Raw genomic sequence first — 20,323 nt, 5'->3', positions numbered from 1 at the left:
TTATGCAGAAATTATCATGCCGGGCTTTTCAGCTTAACGCTATTTAGACTCTGTAAGCCCAGTTACAGAGCAATAAAAAAAGCGCACCTTTCGATGCGCTTTTGTAAATCTATTCCGATTAAAGATCAAATAGTTTGCCTGGGTTCATGATGCCATTTGGATCGAACACTTTTTTCAAGGCTTTCATGTATTCGATTTCTTCAGCTGAACGGGTGTATTCAAGATAAGGTTTCTTGGTCATACCTACACCATGTTCCGCAGAGATTGAACCATCGTATTTTTTCACCGTATCAAATACGTACTTGTTCACGACTTGGCATTTCGCAAAGAATTCATCTTTGGTCAGGTCAGCCGGTTTCAGGATATTCAAGTGCAGGTTACCGTCACCGATATGACCGAACCAGCAGATTTCGAAGTCTGGGTAGTTTTCATTCACGATCGCATCGATTTCTTTAATGAATGCCGGTACGTGAGTGATTAGTACAGAGATGTCATTTTTATATGGAATGAATGGAGCGATTGACTCAGAGATGTCTTCACGTAGACGCCATAAGCTGTGTACTTGCTCAAGACTTTGGCTCATCACGCCATCCAGCACCCAGCCCTGTTCCATACAGTGCTCGAAGATTTCCATCGCCTTGTCCATAATCGGCTCAAACGGCGCTTCAAACTCAAGCAATACATAGAATGGACATTCAGTTTCAAATGGACGCTGTACGTGACCATTGGCCAGTACTTTTTGCATTGCCAGCTCACCGAAGAACTCGAATGCAGTCAGGTCGATTTTCGCCTGGAAGGCATGCAATACTGGCATTATCGCATCAAAATCAGGTACGCCCAGTACCAGCACTTGCAGGTCGTGTGGCTGACGCTCAAGTTTGATTTCTGCTTCAGTGACTAACCCTAAGGTACCTTCACCACCGATAAACAGATGTTGTAACGCATAACCTGTTGCGTTCTTAATCATGCCTTTGTTTAGACGCAGTACATCACCTTTACCAGTCACCACAGTCAGGCCAAGCACCCAGTTACGGGTCATGCCGTATTTGATCACTTTAATCCCGCCAGCATTGGTGCCGATGTTCCCGCCGATCTGGCTTGAACCAGAAGAGGCAAAATCAACCGGGTAATACATGCCCTGCTCTTCAGCATAGTTTTGCAACTGTTCAGTCACCACACCTGCCTGTACGCGCACCATACGGTCTGCCGGGAAGAATTCCAGAATCTGGTTCATCTTGTCCATGCTTACCACAATCTCGCCATTCGCAGCGACAGCACCTGCAGAAAGACCAGTACGACCACCTGATGGAGTCACTGCAACATTGAACTGATTGGCAAGCTTCACAATTGCTTGAACCTGTTCAGTCGAAGATGGGAAAACGATGACCGATGGGTTTGGATCAAAGTGTTTGGTATGATCACGACCCCAATTCTGGAGGCTGTCCGCATCAGTTTTAATACGGTTTTCACCCACAATTGCAGTCAATTGGGTCAATAACTCTGGGGTTAAAGCGACTGGAGCATTCATCGTTTGCAGACCTAGCATGAATTAAACAAGAGAGACCTCGCCGGTTTATTTGTATATTTTTCAGGCATTAAAACCTGTATACAAAGCAGGCGAAACATGATGATTAAAGCACCAAAACTGGCAGCTTAAACAGCATGGCGCAATATTATAAGCTATTTTTAGGGCTTTCCCTTAAAAAATGACAATTTTGACAATATACCTTTGAAAATGATAGTTTAATTCAACCAGTTCTATCATTTTCACTACTATCACTTGCAAAAATAGCTGATATTGTAGTCATCAAGGAAATGTATAACCGCCCCATTCCTGTGCTATTATACGGCGACTAAATTTGGCCTTTGTAGCGGAGCCGTAATGAGCCAACATCTATCTCTACCTAAAGATAAAATCCGTTTTCTATTGTTAGAAGGCGTTCACCAGAACGCAATCGACACATTGAATGCAGCTGGATATACCAATATCGACTATCGCAAAACAGCGCTTGAGGGTGAAGTACTGAAAGAAGCGATTAAAGATGCACACTTCATTGGTATCCGTTCCCGTACTCAGCTCACTGAAGAAGTGTTTGAAGCTGCGAACAAACTGATCGCGGTAGGTTGTTTCTGTATCGGTACTAACCAGGTGAACCTGGATGCAGCAATGCGTCGCGGTATTCCGGTATTCAACGCACCGTATTCAAATACACGTTCGGTTGCTGAACTTGTACTTGCTGAAGCGATTCTTCTGCTTCGCCGTGTACCTGAAAAATCTACAGATACACATGCAGGCGGCTGGAACAAATCTGCTGTAGGTTCGTTCGAAACTCGTGGTAAGACTTTAGGTATCGTTGGTTACGGTTCAATTGGTTCACAACTTTCTGTCCTTGCTGAAAGCCTGGGTATGAAAGTGATCTATTTCGACACAGTGACTAAATTACCACTGGGTAATGCACGTCAGGTCGGCACAATGGGCGAACTTCTTGCAAATGCTGATGTTGTTTCTATTCACGTTCCTGATGTTCCGTCTACACGTAATTTCATGACCAAAGAACAATTCGCGCAAATGAAAGAAGGCTCAATCTTCATCAATGCGGCACGTGGTACATGTGTGGTGATCGAAGATCTGGCTGAAGCATTGAAATCTGGCCATCTTGCGGGTGCTGCGGTTGATGTATTCCCTAAAGAGCCTAAAGCGAACGGTGAAGAATTCGTTTCTCCATTACGTAACATTCCAAATGTGATCCTGACTCCACACGTGGGCGGTTCTACTATGGAAGCTCAGGCGAACATCGGTCTGGAAGTTGCTGAGAAATTTGTAGCTTATTCAGATAAAGGTATGACGCTTTCTGCAGTGAACTTCCCAGAAATCGCGCTTCCATTAACTGAAGGCAAACACCGTCTGCTTCACATCCACAAAAACATTCCGGGTGTGCTGTCTAAGATCAACAACCTGTTTGCTGAACACGGCATCAACATCTCTGGTCAGACTTTAATGACCAAAGGCGATGTGGGTTACCTGGTGATGGATGTAGACGCAACTGCATCTCAAGAAGCACTCGATACTTTACACAATCTTGAAGGTACAATCCGCGTTCGCGTATTGTTCTAATTCAGGTTTTTAAAAAGCCACAGTCTTCGGGCTGTGGTTTTTTTATTGCTTAAAGGTTTTTATTTTTAAGCCTTACTCAGCTGATGTTGCTCTTCCGCTCTTCGAGAAATCGAAACAAATTTAGTCATGCCAAATCTTAAAATTGCACCTATGGTGCAAGCGCCGCTGATTCTGCTGATCGCGATGATCAGCATGCAGAGCAGCGGCTCCTTTGCCAAATATCTGTTTGGCCAGTTCCCGATCCTGACCGTTTCTGCGATGCGCCTGCTATTGGGTGCATTGATTCTGGCGCTCATTTTTAAAGTCTGGCAGATCAATTTCCGCCAGGTCAGATGGCCAGCCATTATCAGCTATGGCTTGGCATTAGCTGGCATGAATATGCTGTTTTATCTGGCAATTGATCGATTGCCGATTGGAATCGCAGTCTCTTTTGAATTTATTGGCCCTTTAAGTGTTGCCCTGTTTTATGCCCGGCAGAAATTTGATTTTATCTGGGTAGGATTGGCCATTCTGGGACTGGTTCTGTTGTTTCCCTTTGATCAGGCTGCACAACCGCTTGATCCGATTGGCATCCTGTTTGCCTTAGGTGCAGGTTCCTGCTGGGCACTGTATATCGTGGCCGGACAAAAACCTTCGGGTGTATCAGGGAATCATACCGTGTGTCTGGGCATGTTCGTCGGCATGCTGGTGCTGATGCCGATTGCCCTATTTGCGGGAATGCCTGCTCATGTGTTTGAGCCAAGCAGCCTCATGTATTTTGTTATTTTGGCTGCACTTGCCAGTGCCTTACCCTTTACTTTGGAAATGATTGCACTGCGTAATTTAACCGCATTGAGTTTTGGCACTCTAATGAGCCTGGAACCTGCGGTTGCAGCACTCTCCGGTTTTGTATTCTTAGGCGAGACTTTATTGTGGACACAATGGCTGGCGCTGGCCACCATTATCAGTGCGTCGATTGGCTGTACGGTGATGACACAAAGAAGAAAGTATTAAATAAAAAAGGCGCTCAAGCGCCTTTTTTAAGATGATTAATTTAATTTTAGCGTGGCGTTGCATCCTTAATAGCTGTATTTAATGCTGTAGCTGCTGTCACATTATAGCCATCACATGCCGAAGCAAGATGGTCATACAGGTAATCTGTCCATTTGAGCATTAGAGGAGTTGCACCCTCTTCCCTTAAATTGTCCAAGGCAGCTTTTCTTGCTTGAGCAATATAATCGGCATGATCAATATGCTCTCCATGTTCCGAGAAAGTACTGGAATAAATTTCACCCTGATATTCGATCGCCCCAAAGTATTTATAATATTGCTGAGCATCGTCTTTATATTCGGCTTTTTTAAATTTCAGGTTAGCCATCGTGCCATCTAAAATGGTTTTCGCCATCTCTTGAACAGACTCGCCTGTCTGCCATTCAGCCAGTGTACGATAGCCAGTTTTGATATCCGGATCAAATTCAATAAATTCTTCCTCAGGATGTTCCGCCAGAATACGGAAACATTTAGATCCGTTCGGGAAAGTACGTGCCTTCTGCAAACCGACAAAATTGGTAGCAAACTGATTGTAATATTTACGTTCAGCATCCGTGGTATCAGTATCAAAGAAAACTCTGGTCTCGGTATCGTCATACATCTTCACGACAGCAATATTGGTACGTTCAGTTAATGCTTTACCTGACAGGTCGTACCACTCCAGGTGTCGATGATTGCTGATGTTATTTTCCGGAATAGTGACGGGACGACTGGTAAATTGTTCAGAAGTATTTTCCAGTACTTTTTCCAGTTTATAACCTAATGCTGTACGGGCACGATCTGCAGGGAATACGCCTTTTTCTGTGACATAAATTGGGAAGGTCATATCTTCATCAAGATCATATTCAGTATCAACAGTCCGGTTATCATCTGCATACAAGATGCCGTCAGTGATTTTATTTTTATGACTGGCCAATAGAAGCTTTTCCGACTCCATATCTGAAGCATCAATATTCGGCAGGTTGAACTGATATGTATAGAATTCAGAAATCGTATCTGATGTTCCATCACCATTATCCGGGGTTCCAGGATTGGTTGGGGTTGGTTGACCTGCGACTGGCTCGTTATTATCAGAATCAGAGCCACCACATGCAGTCAGCATAAGGCTCAAGACAGCACAAGAGAGTAATCTTAATTTCATTATTATCTACCTTATTATTTTTTCATCGTTTTATTTTTCATTGTTATTTTAAAGTTGACCCAAATCATGAGGTCTAAGCCATTTTAATAAATATAAAATTAAGATCAAATTAAAAATTGATTAATTTGTAACCACAATCTCATCAACAATTAACGTTGAATTTAATTTTTTCGGTGGGGGATAAAATCAAAAATTTAAATCCACTGATCCAAAATCTGCTTCGTATTCACAAAATATTCTTCTGCCCTACTCATCAAAAATTAACCAGTTTGATATACTTCCGCTTTCTTCTGTATCTCGATTATACCCTTCTGGTATAAGTAGTTTCTCCCATGCCAAACGTCCAACTTCTTGCTGTATTGTACATGGTTCTCTCCATGACTTCATACCAGATCAGTGCATCCTTCGCCAAGCAACTTTTCCTGGTGCTTGACCCGATCACTGTCACTATTTTAAGACTCTGCTTTGCCGCCATTATTGTCTGTATCATGTTCCGTTCCTGGAAAGTTATCCGACGTTTACAATTCCTGAAATGGCGGGATCTGCTCTGCTATAGTGCTTCTCTAGGCGTGATGAATATCCTGTTCTACATGTCGTTGGGTATACTCCCGCAAGGAATTGCGGTCGGACTGGAATTTATTGGCCCGCTAGGCTTGGCCTTAATTTCGATTCAGAACCGTAAGGACTATGTCTGGGTGCTACTGGCAATTTTAGGTATTGTGCTGATGGTGCCATGGGGGGAAGCCAATAGCAGTAACTTTGACCTGTTTGGTGCAGCCTGCGCCCTAGGGGCTGGCCTCTGCTGGGCGCTGTATATCTATTTTGGGCAACGCGTAGTACAGCAAAATATCGGGATGCATGCACTGACGATTGCCATCAGTATTTCAGCCCTGTGTTTACTACCAATCGGCCTATATAACAACACCTCTGCTTTGATTGATACTCAATATTGGGGCAAGGCCATTACTATTGCAGTGCTGGCAACAGCCATTCCTTATGCGCTGGATTTAAAAGCGCTCCAGCACTTGAATAAAACCAGTTATGGTACGCTTTCCAGTCTGTCTCCAGCTCTGGCGGCACTGGTAGGTTTTATTTTGCTGGGTGAAAAAATTACGCTACTTCAAACCGTCGCACTGGTTTGTATTATGCTGGCTTCAGTTGGCGTGACCATGCGGGAAGCACGACAGCAATATAAAACCCGGAAAATAGAAAGCTGAATAAATAAAAAAAGATGGCACTCTGGCCATCTTTTTTTGTCATGAAAATTTGAATTTAAATAAATTTAAATATTAGCTTTTAACCAGCATGTCTTTTTTCATTTCTTTATAACGCTGATATTCAGTTTTGTACTGATCCGCTAGAGCCTGCTTTTGTTCATCTCCCAGAATTTTCCCGGCCTGCTGGAAGAAAGCATGCTCTTCTTCTTTCAAATGATGATGAACCTTATCTGACAGTCTCTTGGCAATTGCAATCCAGCTTGGGCTACTAAATTCAGTTTCAGTCAGTTCCTCAATCATTTCATCCATCTCATGATGTTCTGCCAAGGCGTGACGGGTAATGTTCAGGCCGGGATCTGTCATCATCAAGGGAATATAAAAGTAACGGTCTTCTGCGGTTTCATGCGCAAACAGTTCATTCTTCAGCTGCTTGAACAACTCACGACGTTCTGGCGAATCCCCCGAAGTTTGCAGTAATTTTTCTGCCAGATCACGCTGGATTTCATGACTTTCCCTTAATGCTTCAAAAATGGTGGTCATGTAATTTTTCTCCTGTTTTTGTCATGCCTTTGCTCCAGCATAGAGTGAAACCGGCAAATGGTCAGGAATATTTATAAGGCGAATTTGTATAAAAAACTTTAATATTGAGAATAGTTTACATCTATTTTTAGGCTAAAAACATCTGATAAGCCATACGGCAAATCAGCAAACTGACCAGGATCAGAAACAGAGTTCGGATAAAACCACTGCCATATTTAAAGGCCAGCTTAACACCCAACAGCGAACCGCAAATATTGGCAGCTGCCATCATGGCACCCACCAGAAATAGCACATGACCTGTAGGAATAAAGAAACTCAGTGCCGCGAGATTAGTAGTGAAATTGGCAATTTTCGATAAAGCTGAGGCATGCAAGAAATCCACGCTCAGATAACGGATAAAGAAAAAGATAAAGAAACTGCCCGTGCCTGGGCCAAAAATTCCGTCATAGAAACCGATAGCCAGGCTACCTAATGCTGCCAGTATCAGCATCTTTTTATTCAGCTTTTGCTCGACATGTACCCGTCCGAATTGCTTTTTCATGAAGGTATAAATCGCAATCACGATCAGCATGATCAGCACAAAAGGCTTGAGAATATCCACCGGAATCAAGGTGACACTGGCTGCTCCAATAAATGAGCTAATAAAGCTGCACAGCGCAATTACACCAAGTAAAACCCATGGCAGCTTGACCTGTCTAAGATAGGAAAAGGCTGCCGAGCCTGTACCGAAAATAGAGGCTAGCTTGTTAGTGCCAAATACTGTGGCAGGTTGCAGCTGCGGCAGACTGCTCATAATCGCCGGGATCTGGATCAGACCACCCCCACCGACGGCAGCGTCAATCGCTCCGGCCATAAAGGCAAAAAGCACCAGACTGAGGATAATCTCAATGTCCATTGTTATTCAACGCGCCTAGAGATTAAGAACACGTTTGGGTACCAGACGTTTTTTATCTGTGATTTCAGCCAGGCCTAAGCATTTCTCGCCATCAAAAACCAGCACCTGTGGCTCTGCCGAATGGTCGATATTACTTTCCATACCCCGGCTAAAATATTCTGCACGGCCTTCCGGTGCCTGAATCTGCGGGAAATGCTGTACCGGTGCATAAGCTGGCAGTAATAGTGCTTCACGTTCTGCCTCAGTCAAGCTTTCCAGATATTCAATGGTATAGCTTGGAATAAGGTCAAAATGACCGGTTTGAATCCGGTGCAGATAAGTCAGATGACCATAAGTACCGAGTGCTTTGGCAATATCTTCGCCGAGTACCCGAATATAAGTACCTTTGGAACAGGTCACATCCAGCGTAATGCTATTTTCAGTAAAAGATAAAAGCTCAATTGCATAAATGGTAATTGGACGTGCTTCACGTTCGATTTCAATGCCCTTACGCGCCAGCTCGTACAGCGGACGACCTTCTTTTTTCAGAGCCGAATACATCGGTGGCACTTGCTGGATCTCACCGACAAACTTGGCAATTGTCTCCTGAATCAACTCTTCATTCAGTTCAGGGACTGGTTTTTCCAGCAGAATCTCTCCTTCGACATCACCTGTCGTAGTGCTATGTCCCAGAAAAACTGTGGTCTGGTAACGTTTGGTTGAATCCAGCAGATAATGCGAAAACTTGGTCGCCTCACCCAGACAGATCGGTAAAAGACCGGATGCCAAGGGATCTAGTGCACCAGTATGTCCAGCTTTTTGCGCACGATATAACCAGCGTACTTTTTGCAATGCAGCATTTGAGCTGATGCCTAGAGGCTTATTTAATAGAAATACACCGCTGATATGACGACGCTGAATTTTAGGAGATGAAGCTTTCATGGCAAAAAGTCAGACATTTTATAAATTGGCGCAATGGTAAAACCCCTGCCAATTATTTACAACTTTTCTACAGCATATAAGGTGCAATATCTCCTATCCTGCCGAATGCAAAATTTAAAATAATCCGATAATTAAAATAAAGGTGCATAGGATATGCAGAAATATAAACTATGGATCGTGATTGCGCTCATCGTATTGTGCTTGATTACCCTGATTCTATGGCTTGCGCCCAGGGATGAAGCACAGGCACGTGTCTCGGGCCCGCAATCCACCAATGAAAGCAGCGCTCAACAGGCAGCAGCACTGGCCAATGGCCCCGTAAATAATATATTCCCGAGTCCAAGCCAGCAGGATACGGAAATTAATTGCCAGATGCAGATGGATGCCAGTAATCGCCTGATTGTCAATGAACAGACCCGTAACTGTTTTGAATATTTTATTACCCAATATGGGGAAAAAACCCTCGAACAAATCCAGCGAGATTTTAAAGCCTATATTCAACAAAATTATCAGGATCCTGCACTCTCACAAGTTCTGGATCTTTGGGATCGTTATATCCAGTATCGTCAAGGTTTGGGAGAACTGACTCCACCTGCAGGTCTGGATCAAGAAGATCCAGCTTACTACCGCAGTATCTATGCCAGCACCCAGAACCTGCGTAAACGCTTTTTCTCTGATTATGAAATTGAAGGACTGTTTGGCACTGAAGATACCTATCATGAATATACCTTAGACCGGATGGCAGTCATGGCGGATAAAAAGCTGAGCGAAGCAGAAAAAGCCCAGAAGCTAAAAGAACTGTTTGCGCAGTTACCGCAGGACTGGCAAGAAAATCTGGAGCAACTGAATAAACTGGAAGATCTGCGTAAACTCACCGCTGATATTAAAGCCCGGGGTGGTTCTGCGGAAGAAATCCGTCAGATGCGCCTGAATCTGGTCGGTCCTGAAGCAACCCAACGTCTGGAAAAACTTGATGATGAACGTGCGAATTGGAAATCCAGTGTGACGCGTTACTTGGGCGAGCGCGATAACATCCTAAAAAGTGGCCTGAGTGAAAATGCCAAACAGCAGGCAGTTGATCAGTTGCGTCAGAAACATTTCCAGCGCCCTGAAGAACGGCTTCGTGTAGGTACATTTGAACAGGTACATGATCAGGGTGGGACCCTACCCTTTGCCAATTAATTTTCAGCTAAAATTGCTCATTGACGCCGTAGCTACACAGTACTGCTACGGCGTCGAATATCTTCTCCTATTCCCTTTCTTTTTGTCCCATCTCTTATATAAAAACAGTAACGCTGACCCTCTATTTTGAGAGTTTAACAGAGCCATTTCTCTCTGAAAGCCTTGATTTTCTTGGGCTGATTACTTTTTTTAACATTGTTATTTGTTTCTAACTATTTCAACCTAAACATTCATCAATCTTATATTTCAAGGAGTTAACAATAAAATACATACGTATATAAATTGCAAATTTATGGACTCATAAATGCTCATCGGGCATGGCCCGAAATGACATGGAATTGGCTCATCAGCATGAAAAAATGCTTCTGCTTCAAAATAATAATTTTTGCGCGTGATTGAAGATTAGGTCTGCACGATCGAGACATCCAACTTCAATATTTATCGTGCATCAATACTCCCGAGCAATGATTGCTTTTTATAACAATAAAATGAACAAAGGAACGGTTATGCGTACTTTTATTAAAACAACACAGATGCTGGCGCTTTCCTTGGCAGCAGGCCTCGGTTTTGGCTTTTCAACACAAACCTAGGCGGCAGCAAGTGCAGTTCAGGTCACTGAAAAAGCCAAATCAGACTATGCCAAAACCAAATATCCTATTCTGATGGTGCATGGCTGGCTAGGCTGGCAACGCATAGGTACTGATACCATTGGCTTAGATTACTGGTATCAGATTCTGCCGGATATGGCTCGTAATGGCTCTACCGTGTTTGCCGCCCAATTGTCGCCTGCCAATACCACGACCCACCGTGGTGAACAGCTCATTCATCAGGTCGATGAAGTGCTGGCAATTACAGGGAAGGAAAAAATCAATCTCATCGGTCACTCCCATGGTGGCCCGACTGTACTCTATGTGGCAGCGACTCGACCGCAGCAGATTGCATCCATTACGGGGGTTGCAGGCACCTATCATGGCTCTAAAGTGGCCGATGATATTCAGAACAATACTCTTACCCGCACTGCTTTTAATGTTCTCGGTGATTATATTATTGGGCCACTGATCGCACTGGGACAGTTCAAACCTGAACTGGAAATTGATTTCGATGCATCCATGAAATCCCTGACCCAAACTGGCTCCAGCTCTTTTAATGCCAGCGTGGCCAAACAGATGGTGCAGGATGGTGTCTTAGCCTCCACAGAAAACTGTAATAAGAACCTGAAATCAAAAGACCGTAACGGTATCTATTATTATTCTTGGACCGGTGTGGCTCAAGCGACCAATGCACTGGATATCGATACCATCCTGATGCAGCTTGGCCCTTTATCTTACGGCAATAAAGACAACGATGGCATGGTTGCCCGTTGTAGTGCATTCATTGGTAAGGTGATTAATGACCAGTACAAGCTGAACCATACCGATCTGGCCAATATGATGTTTGGTCTTAAAGGCCTGTTTGCTCCGGATCCGGTGGCGATGTACCGTCAACATGCCAATCGTTTAAAACTTCAGAATCTATAATTTTCATCGCCCTTCTATCTGCGGATATAAGGGCTTTTTCGTTATTTTCACTTAAAAAAATAGGGAGATAAAACACTCAAAACGCTTAATGGGTCAGCTTTTCAGCTGGCTATTCCCCACATTATGGCGAGGATCGCCTTAACACAACAACAAGAATGAGGAAATAATGATGAAATATGGAGTATTAACGACAGGTCTGCTCATGGCAGCGGCCTGCTTTACGGCTCATGCCTCTACCCAGGCCAGTCAGGTGACGGCGAAAGCCAGTTCACAATATGCCAAAACCAAATATCCGATTGTATTTTCACACGGCATGGCGGGTTTCATTCGGGTTGGCACTGACCAGTTTGGACTGGACTATTGGTATCAGATTTTACCTGATCTGGCCCGTAATGGTGCGAATGTTTGGGCAACGCGAGTCTCCCCTTTTAACTCATCTGAAATTCGCGGTGAACAACTTTTGGAGCAGGTCAAGGAAATTGCCGCAATTACCGGAGCAGATAAAGTTAATCTGATCGGACACTCACATGGTGGCCCAACAATTCGTTATGTGGCCGGTTCAGAACCTAAACTGGTGGCTTCATTAACCACAGTAGGTGCACCGCACAAAGGTTCACCGGTTGCAGACCTGATTCTAAAAGCTGAAGGGACTGCTATTGAAGCGCCACTGGTCGGCACAATAAATCTGGTTTCTAAAGCCATTACCTGGGCTCAAGGCCTGGACCCAAACTCTTATCCGCATGATTCACTTGCGGGTGGCAGCAGTTTAACGGCATTGGGCTCTGCGAACTTTAATCAGAGATATCCCATTGGTATGCCGACTACCACCTGTGGTGAAGGTGCATATCAACAAAAAGGTATCTACAACTATTCATTCACAGGTGTAGGCCAAGTTACCAACCCGCTCGATCCTGATTCAGCACTCAAAGTTACAGCCCTGCTCATTGATGGCGGCAAGGAAAATGATGGTCTGGTCTCCCGCTGTAGTGCCAAATTCGGTAAAACCATTCGGGATAACTACAACTGGAACCACCTGGACGAAGTGAACCAGTTACTCGGGTTAAAAAATGTCTTTGCTCCAGACCCAGTCGATGTTTATCGCCAGCATGCCAACCGCTTAAAACTGCAAGGTTTATAGAGCTACACAAGCCTCTATTCATCCAGAGGCTTTTTCCATCTTATTTTTCGCTAAATTTTTTCTTGAAATTTACTTGTTAATCATGATTAAACTGCATATACAATATTCATCAAATATAAAAAGAACTGTGAAATAAAATAAATGCAGATACCTTCTATAGAAATCAAAAACAGATTTAAAAGAACCTGCCCCTGTTGCAAACGAAAAGTGATTAATCCTTTTCAATTTAAAAAATATGAGCCTTATTATTGTCCCTCTTGTCATCGACATATTATCGCAAATGTATGGATCAGTATTTTACTGGCTATCACACAATGTTTTATTTGCATTCAACTTTTTAATGCAGGATTCCAGTCTTGGGGATATTTTGTATTATTCCTGATGTTTATTCATAAAATTTTCTTGGATATTTTGGATGCCATGATCTTGCCTTTGCAGGAACATTTCGAATAAATCCAGATAAAAGCAAACATAAAAAAATGCGCCCAAAGGCGCATTTTTTTGCTTAAAAGCAAGGCTAAAATTAACCTTGTTTACGAGCTGGCAATTTTTCACGAATACGTGCAGCTTTACCAGACAATTCGCGTAGGTAGTAAAGTTTAGCACGACGAACGTCACCACGACGTTTCACTTCGATTTTAGCAACGATTGGAGAGTGAGTTTGGAATACACGCTCAACGCCAACACCGCTAGAAATTTTACGTACTGTGAACGCAGAGTTCAGACCACGGTTTTTCTTAGCAATGACAACGCCTTCGAACGCTTGTAGACGTTCACGGTCGCCTTCTTTTACTTTTACTTGGACAACTACTGTGTCACCTGGTGCAAAAGCTGGGATGTCTTGTTTAAGCTGAGCATTTTCAACAGCTTGTACTAAAGGATGCTTACCGCTCATGGGGTATCTCCAATATGTGCGAGTCAGAAGAGGTCTGATTATCGCTGGGTATAGAGGCTAAATCGCATAGACCCGATTGACTTTCCCTTTATGCTTGACCGCTTCAATGCATAAAGAGCCTATTTTAAATATTTAAACAACATTGCTTAAATACAGATTTGGACAACAGGATTAGTTGTTGCCACTTTTTAAATCTTTTAGCCATTTCTTTTGCTGCTTGGTCAGTTCAACTTTTTCTACCAATTCAGGCCGGCGTTCCAAAGTGCGCTGATATCGCTGCAAAAACCGCCATTTTTCAATATTGGCATGATGTCCCGATTTCAAGATGTCCGGTACATCCATACCTTCAAAATGGTCTGGCTTGGTATATTGTGGGCAATCTAACAGACCATCCACAAATGAGTCTTGTACGTGTGATTGTTCATCTGACATTGCACCCGGAAGTCTCCGGATAATACTGTCCAATAAAACCATCGCAGGGAGCTCACCACCCGATAACACGTAATCTCCAATCGACCATTCCTGATCAACATATTTCTGGATCAAACGTTCATCGACACCTTCATAACGTCCGCACAATACAATCAGTCCGTCATATTTAACGAAGTCCTGTACCGCAGGTTCATTTAAGGTTTTTCCTTGTGGTGACATATACACCACAGGAACGTTAACTGCACCCGCTTGCGCTGCAAGCTCTTTGGCACGATGAATTGCTTTCGCTAATGGCTCAGCCATCATCACCATACCGGGACCACCACCAAATGGACGTTCATCCACCCGTTTATAGTTCCCTTCAGCAAATTCTCGTGGATTAATACAATGAATTTGCATCAAATCACGTTTTGCTGCGCGCCCGCTAATACCGTAGGCTGTAATCGCTTCAAACATTTCAGGAAAAAGCGTAATGACTGCAAAGAACACCGCAGACTCCTCATTTTCCTGCTGTGTTAACCCTTTTTAAGGATTAATAATCTACGCCCCAATTTACGTAGATACGACCAGCTTCGAGATCAACCCGCTGTACCACATCTTTATGCCATGGAATCATTCGCTCTTCGCCATCGACGCTGTCAGCAGTAGCGCGAACTACCATTACGTCATTGGCACCTGTTTCAAACATTTCATGGATTTGACCGAGATTCACTTCCTGTTCTTCTTCATCCAGACCTAACACAGTTAGACCTTTCAAATCAGACCAGTAATACTCGTCCACGCCTGGTTGAGGCAGTTGCGATTTAGAAATCCAGACATTAGCACCCACCAGGCCGTCTGCTGCGGTACGATCACTCACACCTTTTAGCGAAACAACCAAGCCCTTGCCATGTGGTTTCCAACGTTTTACATCGACAATTTGCCAACCTGCTTTGGTCTCAATGTACCAAGGAAGGTAGTCAAATATGTTGCTCATAGGTTCTGTATTGGAATAGACCCAGAGCCACCCATTTAATCCATATGCTGAACGTAACTGTCCAATCTGAATACGATCTTCGGGAACATTCTGTGTTGGTGTCATGGGCTACCTGCTACCTTAAAATTAAGCAGCAGCTGCAGCTTTCTTAGCTTGAGCAGCTAAAGAAGCAACACGTTCAGAAGGTTGAGCACCTTGAGAAACCCAGTGAGCAAAACGGTCAGCATCTAAACGAAGTTTTTCTGCTTTACCTTGAGCTGTAGGGTTGAAGAAACCGATACGTTCGATGAAACGACCGTCACGTGCATTACGGCTATCAGTCACAATGATTTGATAGAACGGACGTTTTTTAGCACCACCGCGTGCAAGACGAATAACAACCATGATAGAACCTTATAGTTTTTACGGATTATTCATGTACCGACCACCGGAACACTTCAAACCCCTTTCATAGAGGGCAATATTTTACGCGAAGTTTGCCCTGAATGAAAGATCAAAAGTTAGTTATCCACAATTTTGAATTTAGGTTATTCCCATTTGCTTGACGCTGATAAATCAGAAGACGAACAGCTTCTCCCTTTGCTCCAAAATTTATAACCCTGACTATTTAAACAAACAGACCCATTTCCATCCTGCTGTTTTAATGCAATAGGAGTAGCAATTAATAGCCATGATGAATTATCCGATGTAATATCTAAACTAATTTCGTATAAGGCTGTTCCTGAGGCAGGATAGTTTTCTTTTAGTGTACTATTACTTAACAAAGCGCCTTCATAACTACCTTTGGCCATTTTATAATTAGTTAAATTTCTTGAAATAGTCAACATTTCACTCTGAGCATCTATACGGCTAGTTTTTTTGAGATGGTCAGTATATGAAGGATAAACTATTGTCGCTAAAATCCCAATAATAGCGACAACCACCAATAGCTCTACCAGAGTAAACCCTTTATATTTCATAAATTCACCATGAGATAACTTTACTGCCTGTACAAGCTGTATAGGTTATCGAATCAATCGTTTTACAGCGCAGTCCTTTACTAGTCATTAAAAAATTATAATTTTTGGAATCATTTACTGCCACTGCTTGCATTGCCCACCCACTCCCTCGAACTGCAGAATTTGACAGCTCTTTTGAAGTATCATCTAAATCACGAAGTGTTATTTTATATTTAATTTTATCTCCAACTGATCCGACTGGAACATTAATTATTGATAGTGATGGTGCACTTGCATCATCACTATAAACAATTTTAGGATCAAAATATTTATATGTGAAATTTTTAGACTTATAACGTTCCAACTGTCCCGCAATTTTCTGCATTTCTTGCTCAGCCTGAGCTGCTGATGCTTTGCGTACATATTCACTGTAAGCGGGCATGGCAATAGCAGCCATAATTGCTAAAACCACTACCACCACCATCATTTCAATCAAAGTAAATCCTGAATGCTTCTTCCAAAATTCCAAAAGATACTCCTGTGGATCTACCATTTTAATTCGTCTTGGCTTCAACATATTTTTCGTACCAGCGAGTAGGATTCAAAATTTTACTGCATTCCCATTTACCTTTACCGCTTTGTAAGCCCACCACAGTTAGGGCCCCACAGTTAATACTTTTAGCATTACCCGTACTAGGAGTTCCTGCTTCGGTCGGACCCATCGATAAGCCTCGAATACCAGCTCCAAGTACATTCTGATTTTTAATACCGCTCATCTGAAAGCCTGTCAATTTTTCTTTTTCAGTATCAACAGTGCCAGTCGATTTTAAGCACGCACCATAAGGCAAACAGAATTGTTGAACATCTGTTTCTCCAATTACACGTGGTTGGCAAGGATTACTTCGATCTTCAATGCCTGTACCCTGCGGATCATAAACTGGAATAAGTAAACGTCCAGTAATAGCAAGGGGCTCTTCCTCAAAAGCTTTCAGCCCTCCAGGAGTTCGGGTAGTCGATATCGTTTTACCTTCTACAATTATACTTGCACTCTTGATTTCTATCCCATCTGGACCGCTAGATAAAGAACGATACCACCCTTGATAACCGCTAGAAGAGAATTTTTTGGCAATTTCTCCCGTTAAAGTTTGCGGGTTAGGTACCAATTTATCTAATTTAATTGTATTAGATGGTAAGAAATCCTTCAATACACCAGTACTGTCCTTTTGTCCAGTATATAAATACTTACTTGCAACATCGCGATCTATCAAGCCATAGACTTTATTTGTTGGACGGTCAGATAAAACATTTAATGGTTTCATCTTCTCCCGTCCATTGACAGGAGAAACATCTAGAGGCGTACTTCGGTCTCCCGATGCAATGCCTACAAGCAAGAATGTCTCTTTTCCCTCATCATGTACCGTTAGAGTCGGTGGCTGATAAAATCTAGGTTGATTTCCTGCCGTTAATGTTGTTCCATTAACATCTTTACCAGTACTTAGATCTGCAATTAATACAACCCTTTTTCCTAGTGCAGAACCGGATGTATTATTTAAATCGGCACGAAAAACTTGACCACCTAAATCCCCAAAATAAAGATTATCTACTAAGCCATCTCCATCTCGGTCTAGCGTTGCTATACGGCTAACGATACTGTGTTTCATAAATGAATTATTTGTATCACCATCTTTATTGCTTGCCCACCAAATTAGATCACCTGTATCGGCATTAACAATATATATGGCATTGCCTTGAGCTTCAGTTTTATTATCACATGCAGTATCTGGATAGTCGGTATTTGAATTTTTTTTATTTAACGCAAATGTAGGGTTTTCATAACACATATCATATCCCCCCCCGACAATCATGACGCGTGTAATTTTTTTATTATAACGAATATTAGCCAACACTGGCTTAGACCAAGTTTGCCCCATACGGCTAAAACCACCTAATCCACCAGTGATTTTAAATAAAATTTTAGGCGCCGTAGGAATAAGCATATCTAAACCATAATAATTTTTGCCTCCCATGCGCATGCCGCCATAAACATTCATCTTAGTTGCTGACACCAACGTAGAATTCTCATCTTCAGCCGTTACTTTGTATGCAGAATCAGCAACCCAAGCACCGCTTATACCTGCAGTCACCCCTGCCTTGTCTGATTGACCGCTAACAAGAGCTTTAGATGCTGTTTCATCTTGCAAAATATCATATGGGACAAAAACTGATTGTTCTCTACCACTCGAAGCATCGACAACCCGCAGTGCACCCTCCATACTGCCGTAAAGAACTGATTGATTTCTTGAAGATTTTAAATCGCCATTTGCATCCAATTCTCCTGAATATGTCATTTGAACTGGAAATGAATGAATACTTGCGCCCATAGCAATATTTCCTGCTTTATCAGGAGCAGTCAAAGTAGATGGTAGTTCCTTTAAATTCAAAGAAACTGTATATCCAAAGTAATTCAGCAGCTTTAATTTAATATCTGTTTTTAACTTAACCAGGACACTATTTTCTTTAAATTCTTTTAAAAGCTTGCTCGCATCTGTTGCAGAACGTGATACTAAAAAAAGATTTGTTTTTTTAGGCGGTGCAGTGAGGTTTCCATTTTCATCACTTGCAATATCAGTAAATACCGGACGATGGCCTGTAGTAGAAGATGTCGGCAGAATTAAATTGGATATAACACCGCCAACATCAATACCATCCCCATCTTTTTTAGCAGTTTTATTCCATATATCTTGTGTTGTCTTAGCAAATGTACCATCCGTGTTGAAGACCCAGGTTTCATCTGATTTTAATGCACCATTCTGAATTGAATATTTTTTTAAATTACCCATCCAGATCATATTTTGCGTGCCTGGTTTCGGTTCCATCGCCCTTAAATAACCATAGGGCTGAAATGTATGCGGACTTAATGCATCAACAGGAACTGAAATAGCACCAGTGGATAAAGGATCAATTGGATTTTTACCAATGTTATCAATGAATTGAATTACACTATTTGTAATTTCATCTGAATCATTCGCAATAAAAAATCCACCATTACCATAACCTGGCGCTTGTATCCCATAAGTTTCTTTTGTAGGCGAGCAATCATCTTCATGATTACGATCCGCTTGTGTTAAAGAGCTTAACTTACATGCATTCGCAACATATGTATTTGATAAATTATTCATATCACTGCCAAAGCCCACAAATGCAGTTTGGATTGAAACACCAGTTGGGTTTTTGGTTTTATCAAATAATTTCTTAGCAAATTCCCCCATACAGGTCCAAGCACCGGGGTTACTCCCTTCATAAGCTTCAGCCAACCCTCCTGAGCAGCTAAAACCGCTTCCAAAAGTGCCTAAAGCTTCAGACATCACAGATTTAGCTCTAGTTTCACTTGTTGAATTCGCAGCACCATCTGATAACAGGTAAATACCTTGTCCATCACAGCTTTGTCTTTCTTTTTCAGCAGGCAGTGGGGAAGAGTAATAAGTTAAATCAGTATCTTTAGTAGAATCAGCTGAGTCGCCAAATCCACTATCATCATTATTAATTATATACTTCCCTGTTTTTTTATAACATTTTCCATTGTACCCATCTAACCTGCAACTTGAAACTGGAAGTCCTGAAGTTAATCTACTAGGTATCTGCTCATTAACCCAATCACTCCACGTTAAGCAAAATGTACCTGTTGCGTTTACAGATGTACAGCTCCTATAATAATTTGAACCATAAGTAAAATAAACATCAGCATTATTTACTAAAACTACTTTAGAAGTATTCGTGCCCATCAAATAAGCCGCTGCTTCTGCATAAGCTTGTGCTGTTGGAGTACCATTTTTAGCTTCCAAATTAGCAATAGCGTTTTTAAGTTTTGTACGCTGATCCGCAACTAACTTGGCTGCAGGAACTAAAATTTGCCCACTCTTGCCATCGCCCTTCGTTGAATAGTTACCTAGGCCAACGCGTACTTCTTGCAGGGAGGCATTATCACTATTTAAAAAAGCAAACATGCCATCTTTCAACCGCGTCAAACGATCATAGGATGAAATTTTTCCAGAAGAGTTTTTACAATATCTCCTTGTATAAGGTACTGTCGTAGTTACACTTTCCTCACCAGTACCATGAAGTATTTCATTCCCCCTCCGATCATAGCCTTTAATACATGCAACATCATCAAAAAATGCCATTGACCCTGATGTATCCAGCATCATAACAATCGTTTTTTTCCCCGCTGTAGGCGCTGCATAAATTTGCAAATCCGAAGCCTGCGCTACAGAAGAAGTGATCATGAAATTGGAAAAGAAAGCACCTACTACCACTAAACTTATATTCAACTTACTAGGTTTGCCTTTATACTTATTAGTGGCAATATCTATTTTTGATTTCATCTTTA

General features: G+C 42.3%; 17 protein-coding genes and 1 pseudogene. 6 read left to right on the top strand and 12 right to left on the bottom strand.

Annotation, left to right across the window (positions count from 1 at the left end; genetic code table 11):
* Positions 1–118 precede the first annotated feature (118 nt).
* Positions 119–1,528, bottom strand: a complete 1,410-nt coding sequence (locus FTV13_RS04610; protein ID WP_125279697.1) for an FAD-binding oxidoreductase — start codon at positions 1,526–1,528, stop codon at positions 119–121.
* A 354-nt stretch (positions 1,529–1,882) separates the two neighbouring features.
* Between FTV13_RS04610 and serA the strand changes: the two genes are divergently transcribed.
* Both serA and FTV13_RS04600 read left to right on the top strand, forming a co-directional pair.
* Positions 1,883–3,115: a phosphoglycerate dehydrogenase gene (gene serA, locus FTV13_RS04605; RefSeq protein WP_166137983.1), complete on the top strand. Its 1,233-nt coding sequence runs from the start codon at positions 1,883–1,885 to the stop codon at positions 3,113–3,115.
* A 126-nt stretch (positions 3,116–3,241) separates the two neighbouring features.
* Positions 3,242–4,108: a DMT family transporter gene (locus tag FTV13_RS04600; RefSeq protein ID WP_166137986.1), complete on the top strand. Its 867-nt coding sequence runs from the start codon at positions 3,242–3,244 to the stop codon at positions 4,106–4,108.
* A gap of 46 nt (positions 4,109–4,154) precedes the next feature.
* Here the strand turns inward: FTV13_RS04600 and FTV13_RS04595 are convergent, their stop codons facing one another.
* On the bottom strand, positions 4,155–5,285 hold the full coding sequence (locus tag FTV13_RS04595; RefSeq protein ID WP_166137989.1) for a hypothetical protein: 1,131 nt from the start codon (positions 5,283–5,285) through the stop codon (positions 4,155–4,157).
* A gap of 332 nt (positions 5,286–5,617) precedes the next feature.
* Here FTV13_RS04595 and FTV13_RS04590 point away from each other — a divergent pair, with 332 nt between their 5' ends.
* Positions 5,618–6,502: a DMT family transporter gene (locus tag FTV13_RS04590; RefSeq protein ID WP_166137992.1), complete on the top strand. Its 885-nt coding sequence runs from the start codon at positions 5,618–5,620 to the stop codon at positions 6,500–6,502.
* A 72-nt stretch (positions 6,503–6,574) separates the two neighbouring features.
* On the opposite strand, the gene FTV13_RS04585 is transcribed toward FTV13_RS04590, so the two are convergent.
* The 3 genes from FTV13_RS04585 to truB form a co-directional block, all read right to left on the bottom strand.
* A complete protein-coding gene (locus tag FTV13_RS04585; RefSeq protein ID WP_005233643.1) occupies positions 6,575–7,042 on the bottom strand; it encodes a hemerythrin domain-containing protein in 468 nt (155 codons plus the stop codon).
* A gap of 127 nt (positions 7,043–7,169) precedes the next feature.
* Positions 7,170–7,937 carry a TSUP family transporter gene (locus FTV13_RS04580; protein WP_180011167.1) on the bottom strand — a complete coding sequence of 256 codons (768 nt, stop codon included), beginning with the start codon at positions 7,935–7,937 and terminating at the stop codon, positions 7,170–7,172.
* 15 nt (positions 7,938–7,952) lie between these two features.
* Positions 7,953–8,858, bottom strand: a complete 906-nt coding sequence (gene truB / locus FTV13_RS04575) for a tRNA pseudouridine(55) synthase TruB (RefSeq protein ID WP_180011165.1) — start codon at positions 8,856–8,858, stop codon at positions 7,953–7,955.
* A gap of 153 nt (positions 8,859–9,011) precedes the next feature.
* Here truB and FTV13_RS04570 point away from each other — a divergent pair, with 153 nt between their 5' ends.
* From FTV13_RS04570 to FTV13_RS04560, 3 genes and pseudogenes are all read left to right on the top strand, one after another.
* Complete coding sequence (locus tag FTV13_RS04570; RefSeq protein WP_180011163.1) at positions 9,012–10,040, top strand: lipase secretion chaperone; 1,029 nt, start codon at positions 9,012–9,014, stop codon at positions 10,038–10,040.
* 506 nt (positions 10,041–10,546) lie between these two features.
* A pseudogene (locus tag FTV13_RS04565) lies at positions 10,547–11,557 on the top strand (esterase/lipase family protein).
* 169 nt (positions 11,558–11,726) lie between these two features.
* Positions 11,727–12,695, top strand: a complete 969-nt coding sequence (locus tag FTV13_RS04560; protein ID WP_034704494.1) for a triacylglycerol lipase — start codon at positions 11,727–11,729, stop codon at positions 12,693–12,695.
* Between the two features lie 523 nt (positions 12,696–13,218).
* On the opposite strand, the gene rplS is transcribed toward FTV13_RS04560, so the two are convergent.
* From rplS to FTV13_RS04525, 7 genes are all read right to left on the bottom strand, one after another.
* Positions 13,219–13,590, bottom strand: a complete 372-nt coding sequence (gene rplS / locus FTV13_RS04555) for a 50S ribosomal protein L19 (RefSeq protein ID WP_004787066.1) — start codon at positions 13,588–13,590, stop codon at positions 13,219–13,221.
* Positions 13,591–13,761: 171 nt separating this feature from the next.
* Positions 13,762–14,511 (bottom strand): tRNA (guanosine(37)-N1)-methyltransferase TrmD, encoded by a 750-nt coding sequence (gene trmD, locus FTV13_RS04550; protein ID WP_179992160.1) that lies wholly within the window; start codon positions 14,509–14,511, stop codon positions 13,762–13,764.
* Positions 14,512–14,554: 43 nt separating this feature from the next.
* Positions 14,555–15,103: a ribosome maturation factor RimM gene (gene rimM / locus FTV13_RS04545; protein ID WP_004787070.1), complete on the bottom strand. Its 549-nt coding sequence runs from the start codon at positions 15,101–15,103 to the stop codon at positions 14,555–14,557.
* A 21-nt stretch (positions 15,104–15,124) separates the two neighbouring features.
* Positions 15,125–15,382, bottom strand: coding sequence for a 30S ribosomal protein S16 (gene rpsP, locus FTV13_RS04540; RefSeq protein ID WP_004826436.1), 258 nt, complete (start codon positions 15,380–15,382; stop codon positions 15,125–15,127).
* 143 nt (positions 15,383–15,525) lie between these two features.
* Positions 15,526–15,957, bottom strand: coding sequence for a type IV pilin protein (locus FTV13_RS04535; protein WP_180011161.1), 432 nt, complete (start codon positions 15,955–15,957; stop codon positions 15,526–15,528).
* Between the two features lie 4 nt (positions 15,958–15,961).
* Positions 15,962–16,489, bottom strand: a complete 528-nt coding sequence (locus FTV13_RS04530) for a type IV pilin protein (protein WP_180011159.1) — start codon at positions 16,487–16,489, stop codon at positions 15,962–15,964.
* 1 nt (position 16,490) lies between these two features.
* Positions 16,491–20,318 (bottom strand): PilC/PilY family type IV pilus protein, encoded by a 3,828-nt coding sequence (locus FTV13_RS04525; protein WP_180011157.1) that lies wholly within the window; start codon positions 20,316–20,318, stop codon positions 16,491–16,493.
* Positions 20,319–20,323 lie beyond the last annotated feature (5 nt).

Source organism: Acinetobacter sp. YH12235 (assembly GCF_013417705.1).
Taxonomy (GTDB): Bacteria; Pseudomonadota; Gammaproteobacteria; order Pseudomonadales; family Moraxellaceae; genus Acinetobacter.
Note: the sequence above shows the minus strand (reverse complement) of the source record. Positions and strands in the feature narration are given on the sequence as shown.